The organism is Amycolatopsis vancoresmycina, from assembly GCF_000716785.1.
GTDB classification, from domain to species: Bacteria; Actinomycetota; Actinomycetes; order Mycobacteriales; family Pseudonocardiaceae; genus Amycolatopsis; species Amycolatopsis vancoresmycina.
The window spans coordinates 72,302-93,032 of record NZ_JNYY01000032.1 but is presented as its reverse complement, the minus strand read 5'-3'; the positions used below and the strand labels follow the sequence as shown (position 1 = coordinate 93,032).

The 20,731-nt window shown below is 73.7% G+C and carries 21 protein-coding genes; 8 read left to right on the top strand and 13 right to left on the bottom strand.

Annotated features, from left to right (window positions below):
* Positions 1–4: 4 nt before the first annotated feature.
* The 11 genes from OO60_RS42265 to OO60_RS42215 form a co-directional block, all read right to left on the bottom strand.
* Positions 5–1,453: a sensor histidine kinase gene (locus OO60_RS42265; protein WP_033263490.1), complete on the bottom strand. Its 1,449-nt coding sequence runs from the start codon at positions 1,451–1,453 to the stop codon at positions 5–7.
* Positions 1,450–2,142, bottom strand: a complete 693-nt coding sequence (locus OO60_RS42260; RefSeq protein ID WP_033263489.1) for a response regulator transcription factor — start codon at positions 2,140–2,142, stop codon at positions 1,450–1,452. Before OO60_RS42260 ends, OO60_RS42265 begins: the two co-directional genes overlap by 4 nt.
* Complete coding sequence (locus OO60_RS42255) at positions 2,139–3,236, bottom strand: hypothetical protein (RefSeq protein WP_033263488.1); 1,098 nt, start codon at positions 3,234–3,236, stop codon at positions 2,139–2,141. The genes OO60_RS42260 and OO60_RS42255 overlap by 4 nt, the downstream gene beginning before the upstream one ends.
* Positions 3,236–4,000 (bottom strand): ABC transporter permease, encoded by a 765-nt coding sequence (locus OO60_RS42250; RefSeq protein ID WP_033263487.1) that lies wholly within the window; start codon positions 3,998–4,000, stop codon positions 3,236–3,238. Before OO60_RS42250 ends, OO60_RS42255 begins: the two co-directional genes overlap by 1 nt.
* Positions 3,997–4,899: an ABC transporter ATP-binding protein gene (locus OO60_RS42245; protein WP_033263486.1), complete on the bottom strand. Its 903-nt coding sequence runs from the start codon at positions 4,897–4,899 to the stop codon at positions 3,997–3,999. The genes OO60_RS42250 and OO60_RS42245 overlap by 4 nt, the downstream gene beginning before the upstream one ends.
* Before the next feature lie 114 nt (positions 4,900–5,013).
* Positions 5,014–6,321 (bottom strand): alpha-glucosidase/alpha-galactosidase, encoded by a 1,308-nt coding sequence (gene melA, locus OO60_RS42240; RefSeq protein ID WP_003067526.1) that lies wholly within the window; start codon positions 6,319–6,321, stop codon positions 5,014–5,016.
* A gap of 25 nt (positions 6,322–6,346) precedes the next feature.
* Complete coding sequence (locus OO60_RS42235) at positions 6,347–7,231, bottom strand: carbohydrate ABC transporter permease (RefSeq protein WP_003067523.1); 885 nt, start codon at positions 7,229–7,231, stop codon at positions 6,347–6,349.
* Complete coding sequence (locus OO60_RS42230; protein ID WP_003067520.1) at positions 7,228–8,142, bottom strand: carbohydrate ABC transporter permease; 915 nt, start codon at positions 8,140–8,142, stop codon at positions 7,228–7,230. The genes OO60_RS42235 and OO60_RS42230 overlap by 4 nt, the downstream gene beginning before the upstream one ends.
* 9 nt (positions 8,143–8,151) lie before the next feature.
* On the bottom strand, positions 8,152–9,417 hold the full coding sequence (locus tag OO60_RS42225; RefSeq protein WP_003067516.1) for an ABC transporter substrate-binding protein: 1,266 nt from the start codon (positions 9,415–9,417) through the stop codon (positions 8,152–8,154).
* Positions 9,418–9,626: 209 nt separating this feature from the next.
* The gene (locus OO60_RS42220; RefSeq protein ID WP_033263485.1) at positions 9,627–10,442 is read right to left on the bottom strand and encodes an endo alpha-1,4 polygalactosaminidase; all 816 of its coding nucleotides are present in this window, start codon (positions 10,440–10,442) and stop codon (positions 9,627–9,629) included.
* 90 nt (positions 10,443–10,532) lie between these two features.
* The gene (locus tag OO60_RS42215) at positions 10,533–11,339 is read right to left on the bottom strand and encodes a DeoR/GlpR family DNA-binding transcription regulator (RefSeq protein ID WP_004562560.1); all 807 of its coding nucleotides are present in this window, start codon (positions 11,337–11,339) and stop codon (positions 10,533–10,535) included.
* A 126-nt stretch (positions 11,340–11,465) separates the two neighbouring features.
* Here OO60_RS42215 and OO60_RS42210 point away from each other — a divergent pair, with 126 nt between their 5' ends.
* From OO60_RS42210 to OO60_RS42185, 6 genes are all read left to right on the top strand, one after another.
* Positions 11,466–12,590, top strand: a complete 1,125-nt coding sequence (locus OO60_RS42210; RefSeq protein ID WP_004562559.1) for an SIS domain-containing protein — start codon at positions 11,466–11,468, stop codon at positions 12,588–12,590.
* Between the two features lies 1 nt (position 12,591).
* On the top strand, positions 12,592–13,548 hold the full coding sequence (locus tag OO60_RS42205; protein WP_004562558.1) for an N-acetylglucosamine kinase: 957 nt from the start codon (positions 12,592–12,594) through the stop codon (positions 13,546–13,548).
* Between the two features lie 9 nt (positions 13,549–13,557).
* Positions 13,558–14,454: a DMT family transporter gene (locus OO60_RS42200; RefSeq protein ID WP_033263484.1), complete on the top strand. Its 897-nt coding sequence runs from the start codon at positions 13,558–13,560 to the stop codon at positions 14,452–14,454.
* The gene (locus OO60_RS42195) at positions 14,451–15,368 is read left to right on the top strand and encodes a 1-phosphofructokinase family hexose kinase (protein ID WP_004562556.1); all 918 of its coding nucleotides are present in this window, start codon (positions 14,451–14,453) and stop codon (positions 15,366–15,368) included. The genes OO60_RS42200 and OO60_RS42195 overlap by 4 nt, the downstream gene beginning before the upstream one ends.
* Positions 15,365–16,189: a class II fructose-bisphosphate aldolase gene (locus OO60_RS42190; protein WP_004562555.1), complete on the top strand. Its 825-nt coding sequence runs from the start codon at positions 15,365–15,367 to the stop codon at positions 16,187–16,189. Before OO60_RS42195 ends, OO60_RS42190 begins: the two co-directional genes overlap by 4 nt.
* 114 nt (positions 16,190–16,303) lie before the next feature.
* Complete coding sequence (locus tag OO60_RS42185) at positions 16,304–17,275, top strand: ArsR/SmtB family transcription factor (RefSeq protein ID WP_004562554.1); 972 nt, start codon at positions 16,304–16,306, stop codon at positions 17,273–17,275.
* 18 nt (positions 17,276–17,293) lie between these two features.
* Here the strand turns inward: OO60_RS42185 and OO60_RS42180 are convergent, their stop codons facing one another.
* Positions 17,294–18,154 carry a helix-turn-helix transcriptional regulator gene (locus OO60_RS42180; RefSeq protein ID WP_033263507.1) on the bottom strand — a complete coding sequence of 287 codons (861 nt, stop codon included), beginning with the start codon at positions 18,152–18,154 and terminating at the stop codon, positions 17,294–17,296.
* A gap of 100 nt (positions 18,155–18,254) precedes the next feature.
* Here OO60_RS42180 and OO60_RS42175 point away from each other — a divergent pair, with 100 nt between their 5' ends.
* Positions 18,255–19,130 carry an SDR family NAD(P)-dependent oxidoreductase gene (locus OO60_RS42175; RefSeq protein WP_004562551.1) on the top strand — a complete coding sequence of 292 codons (876 nt, stop codon included), beginning with the start codon at positions 18,255–18,257 and terminating at the stop codon, positions 19,128–19,130.
* 11 nt (positions 19,131–19,141) lie between these two features.
* On the opposite strand, the gene OO60_RS42170 is transcribed toward OO60_RS42175, so the two are convergent.
* Entirely contained in the window at positions 19,142–19,726 is a 585-nt protein-coding gene (locus tag OO60_RS42170; RefSeq protein ID WP_004562550.1) for a TetR family transcriptional regulator, read from the bottom strand.
* 101 nt (positions 19,727–19,827) lie between these two features.
* Between OO60_RS42170 and OO60_RS42165 the strand changes: the two genes are divergently transcribed.
* Entirely contained in the window at positions 19,828–20,727 is a 900-nt protein-coding gene (locus tag OO60_RS42165; protein ID WP_004562549.1) for an SDR family oxidoreductase, read from the top strand.
* Positions 20,728–20,731: the final 4 nt, after the last annotated feature.

Here is a 20,731-nt window from a genome sequence, read left to right as displayed (position 1 = left end):
GGCGTCAGTCCGCGAAGCCGTGCACCGGCACCACAAGCCGGAAGCAGGCGCCCTGCCCGATCGCGGTCTCCAGTTCGACGTCCCCGCCGTGGGCGCGGGCCAGGGAACGGGCGATCGCCAGGCCCAGGCCGGCGTCGGCGCCCGGGGTGCGGGTGCGGGAGCGGTCGGCGCGGTAGAAGCGGGTGAACGCGCGGTGCGCCTGCTCGGCCGTCATCCCCGGGCCCTCGTCGGCCACCTCGAGCACGGCGTGGCCGTCCACCGTGCCGACGCCGATGCGGACGCGCGTGCCCGGGGGCGTGTGGGCGGCGGCGTTGCCCACCAGGTTGGTGACGACCTGCCGCAGCCGGGCCTCGTCGGCGTCGACCGGGGCCGGGCCGGGCGGGCCGGCGCCCCCTGGGCCGGTCAGGGCGACGTCGCGGGTGGGGTCGAGGGCCCGCAGGTCGTGCCGGGCGTCGCCGGCCAGGGTGCGCAGGTCCATCGGGGCCCGGTCGAGCTGCTCCTCGGGCGCCTCGTCGAGCCGGGCGAGCAGCAGCAGGTCCTCGGTCAGCGCGGTGAGCCGGGTGGCTTCGCGGTCGATGCGGCGCATCGCGTCGTCCACATCGGACGGTCCGGGCAGCGCCCCCATCCGGTAGAGCTCCGTGGACCCCTTGATGCCGAACAGCGGCGTGCGGAGCTCGTGGCTGACGTCGGAGAGGAAGGTGCGCATCCGCGCCTCCGACGCGGCCCGGTCGGCGAACGCCCGCTCCAGCTGGCCGAGCATGGTGTTGAGGGACGCCGCCAGGTGCCCGATCTCGGTGCCGGGCGGCGCGAGACCCGGCACGCGCCGGGTGAGGTCGCCGCCGGCGATCGCCGCGGCCGTGTGCTCGATCCGGCGCAGCGGCCGCAGGCCGCGGCCGAGGGCGAACCAGCCGGCCGCGGTCAGCACGACGAGCAGCCCGGCGCCGGTGACCAGGCTGCTGGTCCGCAGCTGGCCGATCGTGGCGTCGGCCTCGGCGAGCGGCGCGGCCGAAACGACCGTGCCGCCCCAGCGGACGGCCGGCCGCGCGACGGCCCGCCACCGCTGGGACCCGTCGGCGGCGGCCACGTCGACGGCCGTCCCGTCGGCCGGGACCGCGCGCAGCGCGCCGGCCGGCGGCAGCGCCGCCCCGGCCACCCGGGAGGAGTGCAGGTCGCCCGCCACCGCGCCGCGCGCGTCGAGGTACACGACGTAGGGGGAGCCGAACAGCTCGAGCGCGGGGTCGACGAGATCGGGGCGCACAGCCGGGCTCGCGGACGGCGGCGGCCCCGCCGCCCGCGAGATCAGCTCGGTCATCGAGCGCAGCTGGCCGTCGAGCCGGTCGAGCTGGAACCGTTCCAGCTGCCCGGAAACCAGCGTGCCGGTGAGCGTCAGGCCGGCCAGCAGCAGGCCCGCGGTGAGCAGCAGCAGCCGGGCCCGCAGGGAAAGCCGCTTCACCGGCGGGGCTCGCGCAGCACGTAGCCGACGCCGTGCACGGTGTGGATCAGCTTCGGTTCTCCGGTGTCGGCCTTGCGCCGCAGGTAGGAGATGTAGGTGTCGACGATGCCGGCGTCGCCGCCGAAGTCCTCGCGCCACACCCGGTCCAGGATCTGCGCCTTGGACACCACCCGCCCGGCGTTCTCCATCAGGTAGCGCAGCAGCCGGAACTCCGTGGCGGACAGCCGGATCGCCCGCCCCGCGCGCGTCACGTGGTGGCCCTCGGCGTCGAGCGTGAGCGCGCCCACCGTGAGCACCGCCGCCGGGTGGCCCGCGGTCCGGCGGAGGATCGCGCGGATCCGCGCGATCAGCTCCGCCAGGTCGAACGGCTTCGTGACGTAGTCGTCGGCGCCCAGGGAGAGGCCGGTGACCTTGTCGGACTGGCGGTCCCGCGCGGTGAGGAACAGGACGGGCACCGGCGCGCCGGGGCCGGGGTGGCGCTCGCGCAGCCGCCGGACCACCTCGAAGCCGTCCATGTCCGGCAGCATGACGTCCAGCAGCACCAGGTCGGGCGGCTCCGCGGCGGCCGCGGCGACGGCTTCGCCCGCGGTGGCCGCCGACGTCACCTGGAAACCGGCGAAGCGCAGCGCGGCGGAGAGCAGCTCGCGGACGGTGGCTTCGTCGTCCACCACCAGCAGCCGGGACGTCATCGCTTCCATGCCCGCGAGGATACGGAGATCCCGTCGGCGAGCAGGGAGCCCGCGAAGCCCGCCACCGCGCCGCCCGCGAGCCCGGCCACCAGCGCGAGCAGCGGGTCCGCCGCCAGCCGCGCGCTGAAGACGGGCAGCGACAGCCCGAACGCGCCGACGGTGACGTCGGCGGAAACCCGCGACAGCAGCGCCACGACGGCGAGCACGGCACCGGCCGCCGGGCCGAACCGCACGGCACTCGCCACGGCCCGGCGCACGGGACTGCCGGGCCGGCGGCTTCGCACCGCGATCCCGCAGGCCAGCAGCACCACCGCCGCCACCCAGGCCGCCGGGCCGCCCGGGGTGAGGTGCGGCGCGCAGGGGAGCAGGCCACTGGTGGTGACCGTCCACGGCACGCCGAGCCCCAGCAGCAGGACGCCGGATACGAGCTGCGGCAGGGCGAGCAGCACGGCCCCGGCCGCGGCGGGACCGCCGGCCGCCCACGCGAGGGTCAGGCACAGGGCGGTGACCCCGCCCGCGAGCCACCCCACCGCGCGCACGGTCCTCGTGGGAGCGGGGTACCGGGCGATGCCCCAGCAGGCTCCGAGCACCAGCACCGTCCCGGCCACCGCACCCGCCATCGCCGGCCCCGCGGACACGGAGAACCCGGCGTCCAGCGCGCCGGAGACGGGCAGCCGCGGGGAACCGCCGCTTCGCGCGCAGCCACCGGTCGCGACACCCTCCGGGAGCGCCAGCTTCCCGTGTGCTGCCAACGCGATCGCGCCCACCCCGAGCGGCAACGCCACCGCGGCCGCCGCGCCGCGCACCAGCAGCCCGCCCTCGCGGCGGCGCAGCAGCAGCCGGCCCAGCACCACCGCACCCGCCAGGGAAACCCCGAGCGGCAGCACGTGGAGACTGCCCCGCACGGCGACCGGGAACCCGGCCGCCGGGACGGCGGCGACCTCCGCCGGGCCGCCCACGGCCAGCGTGACGACGGCCGCGGTCAACGCGCCGGGATCGCGGGCCCCCAGCAGGGCCAGACCGGCCGCGGCGACCGCCGTCATGGCGAGCACCGCGGCGGCGGCCGCGAGCAGGCCCCGGCCTGCCTCCCGCATCACACGTCCCGGCGCCGGAAGACGGCGAACGCCACGGCCAGCACCGCGGCGACCCCGGCGCACATCCCCGCCAGGTTCAGCCACGGGTGCGGGAAGTCCGGATCGGGCACCGTCTTGAGAACCGCGGACGCGCCGAGCGTCGGCCAGTAGAGGAACAGCTGCCGCAGCCAAGCCGGGAAGAGGCCGGCGAGGGCGGGGACCAGGAACACGATCCCGACCAGCGTGGCGAGCGCGCCCGCGGTGGCGCGCATGATCGTGCCGAGCCCGGCCGCCAGCAGCGCGATCGCCGCGAGGTAGAGGCCGCCGCCCGTCACCGCGGAGAGCACGCCCGGCTCGCCGAGCCGGGCGTGCGGCACGCTGTGCGCGGCGAGCACGGCTTGGCCGAGGGAGAAGGCGCCGAACATCAGCAGCTGGCCCGCCACCACGGCGACCGCCACCGCCACGACCAGCTTGGCCGCCAGCAGCCGGTGCCGGCGCGGCGTGGCGAGCAGCGACGTCTGCACCAGGCCGGTCGCGTGCTCGGCCGTGACGACCAGGATGCCGAGCACCCCGATGACGAGCTGCGCGACGAGGTACGACCGCAGGCTGCGATCGGTCGGGTCCCACGGCCCTTCGCCGGGGTACTCCTTCGCGGCGGCGTTCATGGCGAGCACGGTGATGCCGAGCCCGGCGGCGAACAGGCACGCGAGGGTGTACCAGGTGGAGCGCAGGCTGCGGAGCTTGATCCACTCCGCGTGGACCGAACGGGCGAAGGACACGCTCACGCGGCAGCTCCCCGGTAGTCGACGCTGCCCTCGGTCAGCGCCATGAAGGCGTCCTCCAGGGAGACGCGCTGCGGGGTGAGCTCGGCGAGCGCGACGCCGTGGTAGGCCGCGAGCTTCCCGATGTCGGCGCCGGTCATGCCGGACACGACGAGCGACGCCTCGGCGCCTTCGCGCACGGCGGCCCCGGCGGTGGCGAGCAGCCGCGCGAAACCCGGGTCCGGCGTGCGGACGAGCACGGTGCCCTCGCCGCGCACGAGCTCGCTCACGGCCGTGTCGGCGACGAGCCTGCCCCGGCCGATGACCACCAGGTGGTCGGCGGTCTGCGCCATCTCGCTCATCAGGTGGCTGGACACCAGCACCGCCCGGCCCTCGGCGGCCAGCGACCGCATGAGGCCCCGGATCCAGCGGATCCCCTCGGGGTCGAGCCCGTTCACCGGCTCGTCGAAGATCAGCACCCCCGGGTCGCCGAGCAACGCCGCCGCGATGCCGAGGCGCTGCCGCATGCCGAGGGAGAACCCGCCCGCGCGCTTGCCGGCCACGCCGTCCAGCCCGGTCCGGGCGAGCACCTCGCCGACCCGGCGCCGGGGGAGGCCGTTGCTCACCGCGAGGGCCTGCAGGTGGTGGTACGCCTTCCGGCCACCGTGGACGGCCCCGGCGTCGAGCAGCGCGCCCACCTCGGTGAGCGGCACGGGCAGGTCCCGGTAGCGGCGCCCGCCGAGGGTGACCGAGCCCCGCGTCGGCGCGGCCAGCCCCACGATCAGCTTCATGGTCGTGGACTTCCCGGCACCGTTGGGCCCGAGGAACCCGGTCACCTGCCCGGGCCGGACGGTGAACGACAGGTCGGCCACCACGGTGTCGGGCCCGTACCGCTTGGTCAGGCCCCGGATTTCGATCGTCATGCGGCGAGCGTGGCCCACCCGCCTGGCCGGTTCCTGGGAAGTTCTGTGCGAATTCCGAGAGCCCGGCGCTCAGGGGCCGGTCCCGGACGGCGACCACTCCGGAAATCGCAACCGTCAGGGGCCCAGGACGGCGCGCAGGCCGGGCTGGAGCCGATCGCCGTGGGCGCGGACCAGGTCGTCGCACAGCTCGAAGATCCGCTCGACCGGCAACGCGGCTGCCGTCGCCGGGTCGGTCATCGCCGCGTGCCGGACGTGGCGGGGGTCGTCCTCGACGGCCGCCCGCACGACCAGGTCGTTGACGCTCAGGTACGTCCGGTTGAGCGCCGCCAGCTGCGGTGGCAGCGCGCCGATCCGGGTCGGCCGGACACCGGTTCCGTCGACCAGGCACGGCACCTCCACCACCCCGCCGGACGGCAGGTTCTCGATCAGGCCCCGGTTGACGACGTTGCCGTACACCGTCCGCGGCGTACCCGTCAGGACACTGTGGACGATCTGCGGCGCGTATTCGCCCGTGCCTTCCACCGGCAGCGGTTCGCCGGCCGCGATCGCCCGCCGGGTCCGTTCGTACTCGGCTTCGTTCTCCGCGACGATGCCGAGGTAGTCCCCGATCGGCAGCCGCAGGCGCTCGACCTCGCTGTCGTGCTTGAGGTACCAGGGCACGTACTCGGCCGAGTGCTCGCTGGTCTCCGTCGGGTAGTAACCGAGCCGCCGCAGCATGTCGAACCGGACGCGCCGCCGCAGCTGCCCGTCGGACGCGGCCAGCTTGCGCAGCCGCGGGTACAGGTCCGCGCCCGCGTGCTCGAACCGCAGCACCCACGCCTGGTGGTTGACGCCGGCCGCGACGTAGGTGACCTCCTCGAACGGCACCCCGGCGAGCCGGGCGAGCCCGTGCACGGTCCAGTACACCGAGTGGCACAGCCCGACGACCCGGGTCAGCCCGGTGGCCTCGCCGAGGTACTGGACGTTCATCGCCATCGGGTTCGTGTAGTTGAGCAGCCACGCCTGAGGGCAGACGTCGGCGACGTCCGCCCCGAGCGCCTTCAGGAACGGGAAGGTCCGCAGCGCGCGGAAGATCCCGCCGATGCCGAGGGTGTCGCCGATGGTCTGGCGCAGGCCGTAGCGCGCCGGGATCTCGAAGTCGGTGCGCGTGGCCGCCGCCATCCCGATCTGGACCATGTTCACGACGAAGTCCGCGCCCGACAACGCTTCCCGGCGGTCCGCGTGCGCGGTGAGCACTGGTTTGACGCCCCGCACGGCGGCGATCCGCTCGGCCGCGGCCAGCGCGGTGGCCAGCCGGTCCGGGTCGATGTCGTGCAGGGCGACGTGCACGCCGTCCAGCTCCGGGTAGGTGAAGAGGTCGGCCAGGAGGCCCTGGGTGAACACGACGCTGCCCGCGCCGACGAAGGTGATCTTGGGAGGCATGGAAATCCGATCCGGGGTAGGCGGGTCAGCCCTTGAGCCCGCTGGCGGTGACCGACTGGATGAACGTCTTCTGCGCGCCGAGGAAGGCCAGCAGCACGGGCAGCACGGTGATGACGTTGCCCGCCATCACCGCGGCCCAGTTCGTGTGGTGCTGGCCCTGGAACGTGGTGAGCCCCAGCTGCAGCGTGTACGTCGTGTCGTGGTTGACCACGATCAGCGGCCAGGTCAGGTCGTTCCACGTGCTCAGGAACGTCAGCACGGCCACCGTGCTCAGCGCGGGCCGCGACAGCGGGAGCACGATGGTGAACAGCACGCGCAGCCGCGAGCAGCCGTCGATCCACGCCGCTTCCTCGAGCTCCCGGGGCAGCGACAGGAAGAACTGCCGCAGCAGGAACACCGCGAACGGCGTCACCAGCGACGGCACGATGAGCGCGCCGAGGGTGTCGATCAGGCCGAGCTCCTTCATCACCAGGAACGTCGGGATCATGGTCAGCTGGAACGGAACGGCCATCGTCGCGACCATCAGGGCGAGCAGCACCCGCGAGCCGGTGAACCGCATCCGCGCGAACGCGTACCCGCCCAGCGTGCCGAACAGCAGGTTCGACACCACGGTCACCGCCGAGACGATGAGCGAGTTCGTGAACCAGCGCACGAACAACGCGTTCTCCAGGACATAGCGGTACCCCGAAAAGTCCACATGGGACGGCCACAGCGCGGGCGGGAACCGGTTGATCTCGGCGTTGCTCATCACCGAGCTGAGCAGCAGCCACCCCAGAGGTGCCGCGAACACCAGCGCCAGCGGCACGAGCAGCAGGTGCCAGGGACTGAACGGCAGCCGGGGGCGGCGCAGCACGGGCAGCGCGGCGCGCGTGGCCGGCACCTCGAGCCGGGCGGGCCGTGTCGTCGTCATCGGAGGGCCTTCCCGGGACGGCGCAGCACGCGGACGACGACCACGACGGCGAGCAGGGCCAGCGCGAGCACGTAGGCCGACGCCGCGCCGTAGCCGGCGGTGAAGTTCTTGAACGCCTGCTCCCAGACGAAGTAGACGATGACCGTGGTCGAGCCGAGCGGGCCGCCCTTGGTCGTCACGTAGACCAGGTCGAACACCTGCAGCGACGTGATCAGCTGCCACACCACGAGGAACGCCGTCACCGGGGTGACCGCGGGCAGCGTCACGTGCCGCAGCACGCGCCACGTCCCGGCGCCGTCCAGCCGCGCGGCCTCGACCAGCGACGGCGGGACGTCCTGCAGCGCGGCCAGGTACACCACGACGCAGAAACCGGTGCCGCTCCACAGCGTGATGCCGACCAGCACCAGCAGCGCCTGCGCCGGGTCGGTGAGGAAGCCCTGCGGCGACACGCCGAGGTGGTGCAGCAGGGAGTTGGCCGCGCCGAACTGCGGGTCGAGGATGAAGGAGAACAGCACGCCCTGCGCCGTCGCCGAGAGCACGAACGGGACGAACACGAGCGTCCGGTAGACGCCGACCAGGCGGATGCGCCGGTTCAGCGCCTGCGCGAGCAGGAAGCCGAACAGGATGCTGAGCGGGACGTAGAGGACCGTGTACAGCACGGTGTTCCCGACGGCCTGGGCGAAGTGCGGGTCCTGGGCCAGTGCGGCGTAGTTGTCCAGGCCGACCCAGCGGCTCGGCGTCACCAGGTCGTCGGCCTGGAAGGACAGCACGAGCGACCAGGCCACGGGCACCACGCCGAGGCCGAGGATGATGAGCACGGCGGGGGAGATGTAGGCCCACGCGGCCGCGGTCTCGCGGCGCTGCCGGTGTTGTGGTGGTGTGACGGTGACGGGCCTCGGCAGTCCGGGCATGGCGGCTCCCTATCGCGGAATGATCAGGGCGGCGTTCGCGGCCGCGGCGCAGTCGCGCATGGCGTCGGCCGGGGTCGCCCGGCCGAGCAGCACCGCGACGATCGCGGTGCCGAGCGCCGCCGACACCTGGGGGTAGGCCGGGTGCACGGGCCGGACGCGGGCGCTCTCCAGCGCGTCGACGAACACCGGCAGGCCCGGTGTGCCCGCGGTTTTCTCCTGCCAGGCCGGGAGTTGCTGCGTCCGGCGGCTCAGCGGGAGGCTGCCCGCGCCGTCGTCCCAGCGGACGTCCTGCGCCGGATCCGCCAGCCAGGACAGGAAGGTGCGGGCCGCGGCCACGCGTTCCTCGCCGTTGTCGAACAGCGTCCAGGTGTCCGGGCCGGAGATGGTCACCGGACGGCCGCTGAAGCTGGGCAGCGGCACGACCGCGTAGTCGATCCCGGCGTCGGCGATGTCGGGCAGCTGCCACGGCCCGGTCGGGACCATGCCGATGTGCCCGGCCTCGAACGCCTGGTACATCTGCTCGCTGCCGGTCTTCGGGTCCAGGTAGACCGACTTCGCCGTGGCGAGGTCGCGGACCACCTCCAGCGCTCGCACGCCCTGGCCGGCGAAGCCGATGCCGCGCCCGTTCGCGCCGATGACGTCGCCGCCGAGGTCCCACACCATCGGCCACAGCCGCCACACGGTGTCTTCGTCGCCGGTGGCGGGCCAGGCGGTGCCGAAGGTGCCGGTGCCCGGGTCGGTGAGTTTCTTCGCCGTCGCGGTGAAATCGGTCCACGTCCAGCCCTCGGCGGGCAGCGGGATCGCGGCCTTGCCGAACAGCTCCTTGTTGCACACCACGGCGAGGGAGTCGAGCAGCGCCGGGACCGCGCGGACGCGGCCGTTCACGGTGACCGCTTCCCGGGCCGGGGCCCAGAAACCGGGGCCCGCGTCGACGAGGCCGGTGACGTCCACGACGCTGGGACTGCGCGCCACGCTGGCGAGGTCCGAACCGAAGACGTAGGCGATGTCCGGGAAGGACCCCGACGCGAGGGCCGCGGTGATCTTCTGGAGCATCGCGTCGGCGAGGACGCCGCCGCCGAGGTCGATCCGGATCCCGGGATGGGTCCGGTGGAAGTCCGCGACGAGCTCGTCGAGGACCTTCTTGCCGGTGTCGGTCTGGCCGTGCCAGACCTCGACCGTGACCGGGCCCCCGGTGGCCCGCGCCGGGCCGCAGCCGGCGAGGGCGGCACCGAGGGCCAGACCACCGGCGCCGCGCAGGAATCCGCGGCGGTCCATCAGCTCGTCTTGCCGGGGTAAGGGAAAGACATCATCGCCGACTCCGGATGATGGTGGGCACGACCCCGCCTCGGACCACCGGGGTCCTGGCGACTCGGTCCGGGCTCGCGGGGGAACCGACATACCGGCTGGGCGTACCTCTGACGACGGGTTTTCGGCCCGGCGTGGACAGCAGTAAAGCGAGTGCTCCCGAACGTGTCAACCGCGGATCAGCAGGTCTTGCGGACGTACCCGCTCGTGCCCTGCGGCACCACGTACAGGTCGCGCCGGACCATGCTGATCTTGGTCTTCCACTCCGGGCAGCCCTTGCTCATGCCCGAAGCGGTGTACTCGACGTCGACCACCCGGTTGTTGAACGGGCCCGCGTAGGCGTCGCACTCCTCGTATTCACCGCATTCTTCGGTGACGGCGAAGTCGAGGCCGTTGGCGACCCGGTTGCCGGCCAGGTCCGGGGTGTTCTTCTGGGCGATGGCGAGGTTCTTGCCGTGCGCGCGGGCGGACAGGAGCTTGATGTACTCCTGCGCGTGCGTCGTGGTGAGGAGGTTCTTGGACCGCGAGTAGCTGTCGAAGTTGTCGGGCTCGATCGCCTGGTACCCCTTCGAGGCGCACGTGTCGATCCAGCCGCCGACCTTGGCCGCGACGCGGGAGCGCTTGTCGGCCGTGCGCAGGTCGAGCAGCGTCTCCTTCCAGTCCGGGTCGACCACCTTGTTGCCGTTCGCGTCGCGCAGCAGCAGGTCGCTCGGCCAGTCGCCGTCCGCACCCTCCTGCGCCTGGAAAGCGTTGAGGTAGCAGATGTTGTACTTGCCGCTCGCCGGTGCCGCGGACAGGTCTCGGCTGACGATCTGCACGCCCGACGGTGGGGTGTAGGCGCCGCCGATCTGGTAGTCGAACCCGGCGGCCAACGGGGGCAGCGTGACCGCGGCCGACGCCGGTGCGGCGACCGCGGCGAGGGTGCCGGCGGCCAGTGCGCCCGCCGCCGCGAAGGAGGCGATCCGCTTGCCGTGGACGGGGAAGGAACGCTTCATCCGGACTCCATCATCGTCGGGGCTGTTGACGGCGAAAGGTAGGCAGGACGGCCACCGCGGTCAACGAAACGCGCATTCGCGGTGCGCGTTTCAGCGCTCCTTCGCGGGGACGGCCTCGACCACGGTGACCCGGACACCGGCCCGGCGGATCGCCGCGATCGCCCCGGTGTCGGCCGAGGCGTCGGTGATGACCTCGTGCACGTCCTGGATGTCACCCATGCGCGCGAGGGTGGTCCGCCCGAGCTTGCTGCCGTCGGCCAGCACGACCACCCGCCGGGCGCGGCCGAGCATGGCGCGGTTGGTCCGGGCCTCGTTCTCGTCGTGGGTGGTGATGCCCGCCGCCGCGTCGATGCCGTCCACGCCGACGAACGCGGTGCCGACGCTGATCGAGGCCAGCACGTGCTCGGCCCACGGCCCGACCAGCTCGTAGGACTGGGGCCGGGCGACCCCGCCGACGACGACCAGCTTCAGCCGGGGGTGCAGGGCCAGGTCCATCGCGATGTTCAGCGCGTTCGTCACCACCGTCAGGTCCGCCCGGCCCGGCAGTTCCCTGGCGAGTTCGCTCGTGGTGGAGCCGCCGGTCAGGGCGATCACGTGCGGCCCGGTCGGCAGCGTGCGGATCGCCGCCTGCACGATCGCGCGTTTGGCTTCCGGGGACCGGCCTTCCCGGTAGGGCGGCGGCACCTCGCTGGTGCGCCCGCGGGGCCGCGCGCCGCCGTGGGTGCGGGTCAGCAGCCGCTGTTCCTCCAGTTTGGCCAGATCGCGCCGCAACGTGGCGGCGGAGACGCCGAGCCGCGCGCTGAGCTCGCCCACCTGCAGCGAGCCGGTGTCCGCGAGCACCCGCAACAGCTCCGAGAGCCGTTCGGCCCGGGTGGTGCGCCGTTTCCGCGTGGACATGGGCGGAGCTTACGACAGCCGGCGAAACGCTCACTCCGAATGCGCACTTGGCCACCGGACCTTGCCTCCGCGCACCGGCGCGGATGACTCTCCCGGAGAACCACCCGGACATCGGAGGCAGCACCTATGCACAGCAGCGGGCGCGGCTTCGGCGACAGCCGGACCGCGCGGGAGATCGGGCAGCAGCCCGCCACCTGGCTCCGGGTGGCGGAGGCCGTGCGGCGGGCCCGGCCGGAGATCGCCGAGCTCCTCGGGCTCCCCGGACGGCGGATCGTGCTCACCGGCGCGGGCACGTCGGCGTTCGTCGGCGAGGTCGTCGCCCGCGATCTCGCGCGTCACCTCGGCCGGCCGGTGGAAGCGATCGCGACCACGGACATCGTCGCCGATCCGCTCGCCGTGGTGGTGGACGAGCGGCCGATCCTGCTGGTGTCCTTCGCCCGCAGCGGCAACAGCCCCGAGTCCGTGGCGGCGGCGGACCTGCTGGACCGGCTGACCCCCGGGCTGCGGCACCTGGTGATCACGTGCGACCCGGCGGGCCGGCTGGCCCGGCGGTGGTCCGGCGCCGCGGGCGCGGTAGTGGTGGCCCTGCCGGACGAGGTGAACGACCGCGGGTTCGCGATGACGTCCTCGTTCACCGGGATGGCGCTGGCCGCCTTGCTCGCGTTCGGGGTGGACGTCGACGTCGAGGCGCTGGCCCGGGCGGGGACGGCGGTGCTCGAGGACGCCGCCGAACACGCGTCGGCCGTTTCCGGCGCCAAGCCGGCCCGGCTGGTGTTCCTGGGCTCCGGACCCCTGCTCGGGCTGGCCCGGGAGGCCGCGCTCAAGTGCCTGGAGCTGACCCGGGGCGAGGTGGTCGGCATCGCCGATTCCGCGCTGGGCTTCCGGCACGGCCCGAAGTCGGTGCTCGACGAGCGCACCGTCGCCGTCGTCTTCCTGTCCGCCGATCCGCACACGCGGCGGTACGACGCCGACATCGCGCGCGAGCTGGTGCAGTCCCTCGGCGAGGAGCGGGTGGTCGTGGTCGGCGACGGCACCGGGACCGGCGGCGCCCGGGTGTGGCCCGTGCCCTCGCCGTCCCGCGTACCCGTGGCCGGTTACGCGTTGCTCGCCGTGCTCGCGGCGCAGACGACGGCGCTGGCTTGCTCGCTCGCGCTGGGCATCACGCCGGACAACCCGTTCCCGGGCGGGGAAGTGAACCGTGTCGTGCAGGGCGTGGTCATCCACGAGTTCGTTCCGCCGGAGGTGAGCTGACGTGTTCCTCGGTGTCGACGGCGGGGGGACGAAGACGGCGTTCTGCCTGATCGATCCGGGCGGCCGGGTCGTCGCGGAAGCCAAGACCGCAAGCGTGTACTACCTGAGCGAAGGCCTGCAGATCGTGGAACCCCTGTTGCGCCAGGGAATCGGCGAGGTCTGCGCCGCCGCGGGCATCCCGGTCTCGGGGATCGCGTACGCCTTCTTCGGCCTGCCCGCCTACGGGGAGATCAGCGCCGACGTGCCGGAGCTCGACGCGGTCCCCGCCCGGATCCTCGGGACCGGCAACTACCGCTGCGGCAACGACATGATCTGCGGCTGGGCCGGGTCGCTGGGGGCGGTCGACGGCATCAACGTCGTGGCCGGTACCGGCTCCATCGCCTACGGCGAGCACGAAGGCAGGCAGTGGCGCGGGGGTGGCTGGAGCGAGCTGTTCGGTGACGAGGGCTCCGGCTACTGGGTCGCGATCCAGGGCCTCAACGCGTTCAGCCGGATGGTCGACGGACGGCTGCCCGCCGGGCCGCTCGTCGAAGAGCTGCGGGCGGCGCTGGGCCTCGCCGTGGACTTCGACGCCATCGACGTCGTCGTGAACCGGTGGCACGGCGACCGCGGGAAGATCGCGAACCTGAGCAAGGTCGTGACCCGGGCCGCGGACGCCGGCGACGCGGTCGCGACCGGGGTGCTCCGGGAGGCCGGGCGCGAGCTCGCGCTGCTCGTGGACGTCGGCCGGGCGGCGCTGGAATTCGATGCCGCGCACCGGGTTCCGGTGTCGTACTCCGGCGGCATGTTCGGGTCGGCGCACGTGCTCTCGTCGTTCCGCGACGCATTGTCCCTCGAATACGACCTGCGGTCGCCCCTCCTGGAACCGCACATCGGTGCCGCGCTCTACGCGGCGCGCCTGCACGGACACCCGTTGCGGGCCGGGCAGGTCCGCCCGGCCGCGTCCCTGCCTCGCTGAGGAGCCGAGATGACCCGAACTGCGGTGGCCACCCGCACCTGGATCCCGTACGCGGGACTGCTGGTGGTCTTCTGGGGCGTGTGGGGGGCCATTTCCAGCCTGCCCACCAAGCTCTACGCCTACCCCGACCCGATGGTGTACGTGGTCTGGGCGCTGACCATGCTCGTGCCCGCGTGGTTTTCCCTGCGGGGGAAGCGGTTCGACCGCGGCCGGGTCGCCGCCGGGTACGGGCTGCTGATCGGGCTCACCGGCGCGGGCGGTCAGCTCGTGCTGTTCAAGGCGCTGACGATCGGGCCGGCCTACGTGATCTTCCCGATCGTCGCGCTCTCGCCCGCGGTCACGGTACTGCTGGCGTTCGTCGCGCTGCGGGAACGGCTCGGCGGGTGGTCGTGGGCCGGGGTGCTGCTCGCGCTCGTCGCGGTCGTCCTGTTCTCGGTGTCCACAGGGGACGGTGGCGACAGCGGCTGGCTCTACCTGCTCCTGGCCGCGGGAGTCTGCGTGGCGTGGGGCGTGCAGGCGTTCTTCATGCGCAAGGCCGCCCTCGCCGGCGTGGACGACGCTTCGACGTTCGGGTGGATGACGGTCAGCGGCCTGCTGCTGGTCCCGGTCGCCGTGCTGATGATGGGTGGGCTCCCGCTGGGGTTCCCGTGGCAGGCGCCCGCGCTCACCGCGGGGACCCAGCTGCTCAACGCGGTCGGCGCGCTGTTCCTCGTGATGGCGATGAGCCGGGGCAAGGCGTCGATCGTGGCACCGGTGACCAACGCCCTCGCGCCCGTGCTGACGATCGTGCTGTCGCTGCTGTTCTTCGGCGCCGCCCCGACTTGGTTCCAGCTCGCGGGCATCGTGCTGGCCCTGGCCGGCTCGACCCTGATGGTGTACCACACGGAAAAGACCGCCGAGTCGTGACGGCTCGCGTCGTCACGGTCACCCTCAACCCCGCCATCGACGTGACCTACCGGGTCGCAGCACTGCACCTCGGCGGGACCACGCGGATCTCCGACGTCCGGTCGCGCGCCGGCGGCAAGGGCGTCAACGTCGCCGCCGTGCTCCGCGAACTGGGCGGCGAAAGCCTCGTGCTGGCCCTGACCACCACCCGGACGCCGGACGAGTTCCGGGACGGCCTGGACGGGCTGGGGCTCGCCCACCGGCTCGTCCCCGCGCTGCCCGCGGTGCGGCGGACCGTGGCGGTGGTGACCCGCACCGACGGCACGACCATGTTGCAGGAGAACGGCTTCCCGGCCGGCGAGACGGCGGAAGCGGGCATCCTCGACGGCCTCGGCGCCGAGCTGGCGGCCGGCGCGGGAGCCGTGGTGATCTCCGGCAGCGTGCCCGAGGGGCTGGACGCCGACGTGCCCGCGAAGCTGGTCCGGCTGTGCACCCGGCACGCCGTGCCGGTCATCGCCGACGTCTCCGGCGCCGCCCTGCGCCAGGTCGCCGGCAGCGGTGCGGTGCTCATGCCGAACGAGGAAGAACTGAAGGAACTGGGCGGGCCCGACGCCGGTCAGGACCTGGTGGCCGGGGGAGCACCCGCGGTCGTGGTCACCTTGGGCCCCGAAGGCGCGATCGCCGTGACCGCCCGGGGCACCTGGCGCGCCCGGCCCGCCGAGGTCGTCACCGGCAACCCGGCCGGCGCCGGGGACGCGGGCGCCGCCGCGCTGGCCCGGCACCTGATCGGAACGTCCGAAGTGGACTGGCCGGCCGCGCTCGCCGACGTGGTCGCCACGTCGGCCGCCGCGGTGCTGCGGCCGGTCGCCGGCGAGGTCGACGTCGCGGCCAGGGACCGGTGGATGAGTGCGGTGGAAGTGGAGAGGATCCGATGAACTGGGCCGGCTTGCTGGACGACCTGCGGACGCGGCGGCGCGCGATCGGGGCGTTCAACGCCATCCTGATCGAGCACGCCGAAGCCGTCGTGGCGGGCGCGGAACGCAGCGGATTCCCGGTGGTCCTGCAGATTTCGCAGAACGCCGTCCGCTACCACGGTTCGCTCGCGCCCTTCGCGCTCGCCTGCCTGCGGCTGGCCGAGACCGCGAGCGTGCCCGTCCTGGTCCACCTCGACCACATCGAGGACGAGGAGCTGATCCGGGAGGGCCTCGACCTGGGCATCACGTCGGTCATGTTCGACGCCGCCGCGCTGCCCTACGCCGAGAACGTGGCCCGGACGAAAGCCGTCGTCGAACGCTGCCACGCCGCGGGCTGCCGGGTCGAGGCGGAACTCGGCGAAATCGGCGGCAAGGACGGCGCCCACGCCCCGGGCGTGCGCACGGACCCGGCCGAGGCCGGCGAGTTCGTCGCCGCAACCGGCGTGGACTCCCTCGCGGTGGCCGTCGGGTCGTCGCACGCCATGGCCGACCGCAGCGCGGTGCTCGACGAGGACCTGATCGCCACCCTCGCCGACCGCGTCCCGGTGCCGCTCGTGCTGCACGGCTCCTCCGGCGTGCCTGACGAGGGCCTGCGCGGGGCGGTCGCCAGCGGCATCGTCAAGGTCAACGTCGGGACGCGGCTCAACCAGGTGCTCACGGCCTCGGTGCGGTCGGCGCTCGGCGAGCACGCCACCGTCACCGACCCCCGCCGCTACCTGGCCCCCGGCCGGGACGCGGTCCGCGACGAGGTGACCCGGCTGCTCACCCTGCTCGCGAACTGAGGAATGTCGACTGATTGCTGCGCCGGAGCGGGAATTTTGTGGCTGTAGCAAGACGGCGTGCAACGGCGATGCCCATAGGAGGTCGCTGACTCAGGGGGAATCGCGATGCCTTGCTTGCGGATCCATTTCACCGAAGCCGATCTGGGGCGCACGCGGCTCGCCCCGCGCATCGACTACATGTGGGAGATCGTCAGCGCGGTGCAGCTGCTGCAGCACCGCGAGGGCGCCCTCTACTTCGACGGGTGGCGGCGGCGGGTCCGCCAGGAAGCGCTTGCCGATCCCCGGCTGCGGCGGCTGCTGCACACCCTGCCGCGGATCGCTCCGCACGCGGAGTACTTCCCGGACTTCCTGACCCCGCCCGGGGAGTACGACGAACTCGGCGACGCGCTCGACGCCGTGGTCTCGGTGCCGAAAGCCCGGCTGCACGCGGAGATCGCGTTGCTGGGCGACGGGTCGGCGCCGGTGCGGGCCATCGCCGGCGGCGGGGCGCCCGCGCTCCACGGGCTACGCTCCGCGCTGGACCGGTTCTACCGCGCGACCGTCCTGCCGCAGCTGGACGTCGTCAAGACCGCCCTGCACGCCGACCTCGCCCGCCGGATGCACACGTACCTGCACGACGGCGTCGAGGCGATGCTGACCGGGATAGCACCCGGTGCGGCCTGGGAGCCGCCGACGCTGCGCCTGCCGTACGCGCTCGACGGCGACCTGCACCTCGACGGCCGGGGGCTGCGGCTGGTGCCGTGCTACTTCTCCCTGATGCACCCGGTGGCGCTCGCCGACCCCCGGTTGCCGCCGACGGTGGCCGTCCCGATCGATCCCGCCACGCGGCTGCCGGCCGAGCCCCGCCGCGCGGGTGACCACCTCGGTGCGCTGGTCGGCACTACCCGCGCGGCGATCCTGCGGCTGGCGATGGACGGGTGCAGCACCCGGGAGCTGATCCGCCGCACCGGAGTCGCCCCGGCCACGGTCACCCACCACACGGCCATCCTGCGTGACTCCGGCTGGATCACCACCCACCGCGACGGCGCCGTCGCTTCGCACCACATCACCCCGCTGGGCCTGCAGGTGCTGTCCTGGAGCGGGTGAGCGCAACCCGGCCCGGCGTCATCCGGTTCCGGCGGCGAACTCCTCGGTGCCGAGCACCTTGAGCAGCGCGAGCTTCTCCTGGTCGGCACTCCCCGGCGTAGCGGTGAAAACGAGCAGCGACTGCCCCTCGTCGGGTTCGAGCAGGAGCTGGCAGTAGAGGTCGAGCCGGCCGATTCCGGGGTGGACGAACCGCTTGGTCTCGCTGAACCGGAGGCCCACCTCGTGGCGGTCCCACAGCCTGCCGAACTCGTCGCTGGTGCCGCGCAGCGCCGCGACGAGGTCCGCGGCGGGTGATCCGGGGCCGTCGCGGGTGACGGCCGCGCGGAGCTGGGCGACGTTGACGCGGCTGTTCTTGTCGTGGTCGCCCGGGTGGTACCGCTCGCGGGCGGCCGGGTCGGTGAACCAGCGGAACGGCGCGCTGCGGGCGTGGCCGGTGTACTGCGTCTGCTCGCCCAGCAGGGCGACCGCCGCCGGGGTCTGCAGCAGCGTCTCGCCCAGCGGGCCCATGATCTGGGCCGGGGCGTCGGCGAGGCCGTCGACGACGCGCAGCAGCCCGGGGCTCACGTGCCGGGCCCGCAGGTCGCGGCGGGCGGCGCGGTAGCCGGCCAGGAGGAACACGTGGTCGCGTTCGTCGGGGGTGAGCCGCAGGCCACGGGCGACGGCCGCGAGCATCGGCTCGGACGGCTGCGCCCCGTCGCCGCGTTCCAGCCGGGCGAAGTAGTCGGCGGACATGCTGCACAGCTCCGCGACCTCTTCCCGCCGCAGCCCCGGTGCGCGCCGGCGTTGCCCCCGCCGGAGCCCGACGTCTTCCGGTTGCAGCGCCGCCCGCCGGGCGCGCAGGAAGGCGCCGAGGGCGGCGGGGTCGAACGTGCGGTCCATGACCTCATTCTCGCCGGCCCGGCGCCGCCCGGCCACGACCTGCCGGTCAGTGGCTGAGGGTGTCCTTCCTCGTCCCGGCCGCGGTCCGTTGACTGGGGCCATGACCAAGTGGACGGAGAACGAACTCCCGGACCTGACCGGCCGGACCGTGGTGATCACCGGCGCCGGACGCGGGCTCGGCCTGCTCACGGCCCGCGCGCTGGCCCGGGCCGGAGCGCGGACCGTGCTGGGGGTGCGCGACGTCGGCAAGGGACGGCGCGCCGTCGCCGGCCTGCCCGGCACCTTCGACGTCCGGCCCCTCGACGTGGCCGACCTCGGCTCGGTGCGGGCCTTCGCCGACGCCTGGACCGGTGACCTCGACGTGCTGATCAACAACGCCGGGGTGATGGACATCCCGGCCGCGCGGACGGCGGACGGCTTCGACCGGCAGACGGCCACCAACCACCTCGGCCCGTTCGTGCTGACGAACTCGCTGCTCGGGCACGTCACCGACCGGGTGGTGCACGTGACGAGCCAGCTGCACCGGCAGGGCCGGATCGACCTGGCCGACCTGGACTGGCGCACCCGCCGGTACCGCGGGATGGCGGCCTACCGGGACTCGAAACTCGCCGTCGTGCTGTTCTCCCTCGAACTGCAGCGCCGCCTGGACGCCCGGGGCAGCGTGGTCCGCTCGGTGCTGGCCAGCCCGGGGATCGCCCGCACCGGCCTGGCCGCCCACTCGCGGTCGAACATCGTCAACCGGGTCCGGTTCCTCACCAACCCGCCCGAACTGGGTGCGCTTTCGGTGCTCTACGCCGCGACGCAGGACGTTCCCGGCAACGCCTACGTCGGTCCCGGCGGTCTCGGCGGGCTGCGCGGCCACCCGGTCGTCGGCCGGCCGGGCCGGAACGGCCGGGACGAGGTGCTGGCCGGACGCCTGTGGGAAGCGACCGCCGACCTCGTCGGCAGCGCGAGCCGCCGTGCCGGAGCGGGGTGAGCGCCGCCGGCTCAGGTGCCGGCCGGAGGAACCTCGGCCGCCAGCCTCACCAGTTCGCCGAACACCTCGTCGGAGATCTCGCCGAGGGATCGCTCCTCGTCCTCGCGGAGCCAGCGGATGAACGAGATCCCGAACACGGTGACGCCCGACTCCGCGGCCAGCGTGGCCGCGAGCTCGGCCACACCCCGGTCGCGCAGGGCGTCGGCGACCGTCGTGGCCAGGGTGGTCAGCTTGTGCCGCTCCCGCTCCTGCAGCGCCGGGTTCCGGTCGATCACCGACTGGCGCAGGCGGGAGTGCGGGCGGCGGTCGTCGGGGAAGAAGGCCGACGCCGAGCGCAGTGCGGAAGCCACCACTTCGAGCGGTGAAGCCGATGGTGGTGCCGCGGCCACGCCGTCGAGGAACGTCCGGACCAGCAACTCCTGCCCGTGGAACAGGGCTTCGCGTTTGTCGCTGAAGTGGCGGAAGAAGGTGCGCTCGGTCAGGCCGACCGCCTCGGCGATCTCCGCCGCGGTCGTCTGCTCGAACCCGCGGGTGGCGAACAGTTCGAGCGCGGCCTTCTGCAGCCGCTCCGGGGCTCCCGGTTGCCAGCGCACCATGCGGCCAGCCTAGTGATGACAGCGGCTGACATCCAGGCGTAGGGTGGCCATGTCAGCGACTGACGTCGGTCACTGACATCAGCCTCCTAAGGAGTTAACCCATGCACGTTTTCGTCACCGGAGCGTCCGGCTGGATCGGCTCCGCCGTCGTCGGCGAGCTGCTCGAGGCGGGCCACGAGGTCACCGGCCTGGCCCGGTCGGCCGCCTCCGCCGAGCGGCTCGAGGCGAAGGGCGCCCGCGTCCGCCGCGGTGACCTCGACGACCTCGACGGCATCCGCGCCGGGGCGGCCGAGGCCGAGGCCGTCATCCACCTGGCCAACAAGCACGACTTCGCGAACCCGGCCGTTTCGAACGCGGCCGAGCGGGGCGCCGTCCAGACCATCGGCGACGCCCTCGACGGCAGCGGCCGTCCGTTCCTGGTGGCGTCGGGGATCGCCGGCATCGTCCGGGGCCGCCCGGTGACCGAAGCCGACGCCTCGCCGTTCCACGGCCCGGACTCGCCGCGCGGCGGCAGCGAGAACCTCGCGCTCGAGTTCGCCGGCCGCGGTGTGCACCCGGTGAGCCTGCGGTTCTCGCCGACCGTGCACGGCCACCGCGACCACGGGTTCATCGCCGTCCTCGCCGGGATCGCCCGGCAGAAGGGCGTTTCCGGCTACCCCGGCGACGGGGCGAACCGCTGGGCCGCCGTGCACGTGAGCGACGCCGCGCGCATGGTCCGGCTCGGCCTCGAAAAGGCGCCCGCGGGCGCCCGCCTGCACGCCGTCGCCGAAGAGGGCGTGCCGACCCGCGAGATCGCGGAGGCGATCGGCCGCGCGTTCGACCTGCCGGTCGCCTCGATCCCGGCGGACGCCGTCCAGGACCACTTCGGCTGGATCGGCGCCTTCTTCGGCATGGACCTCGCGGCGACGAGCACCGGCACGCAGGAACTGCTCGGCTGGACCCCGGCCGGGCCGACCCTGCTCGAAGACATCGCCGCGGGCGCGTACTCGGCGGGGGAGTAGCGGC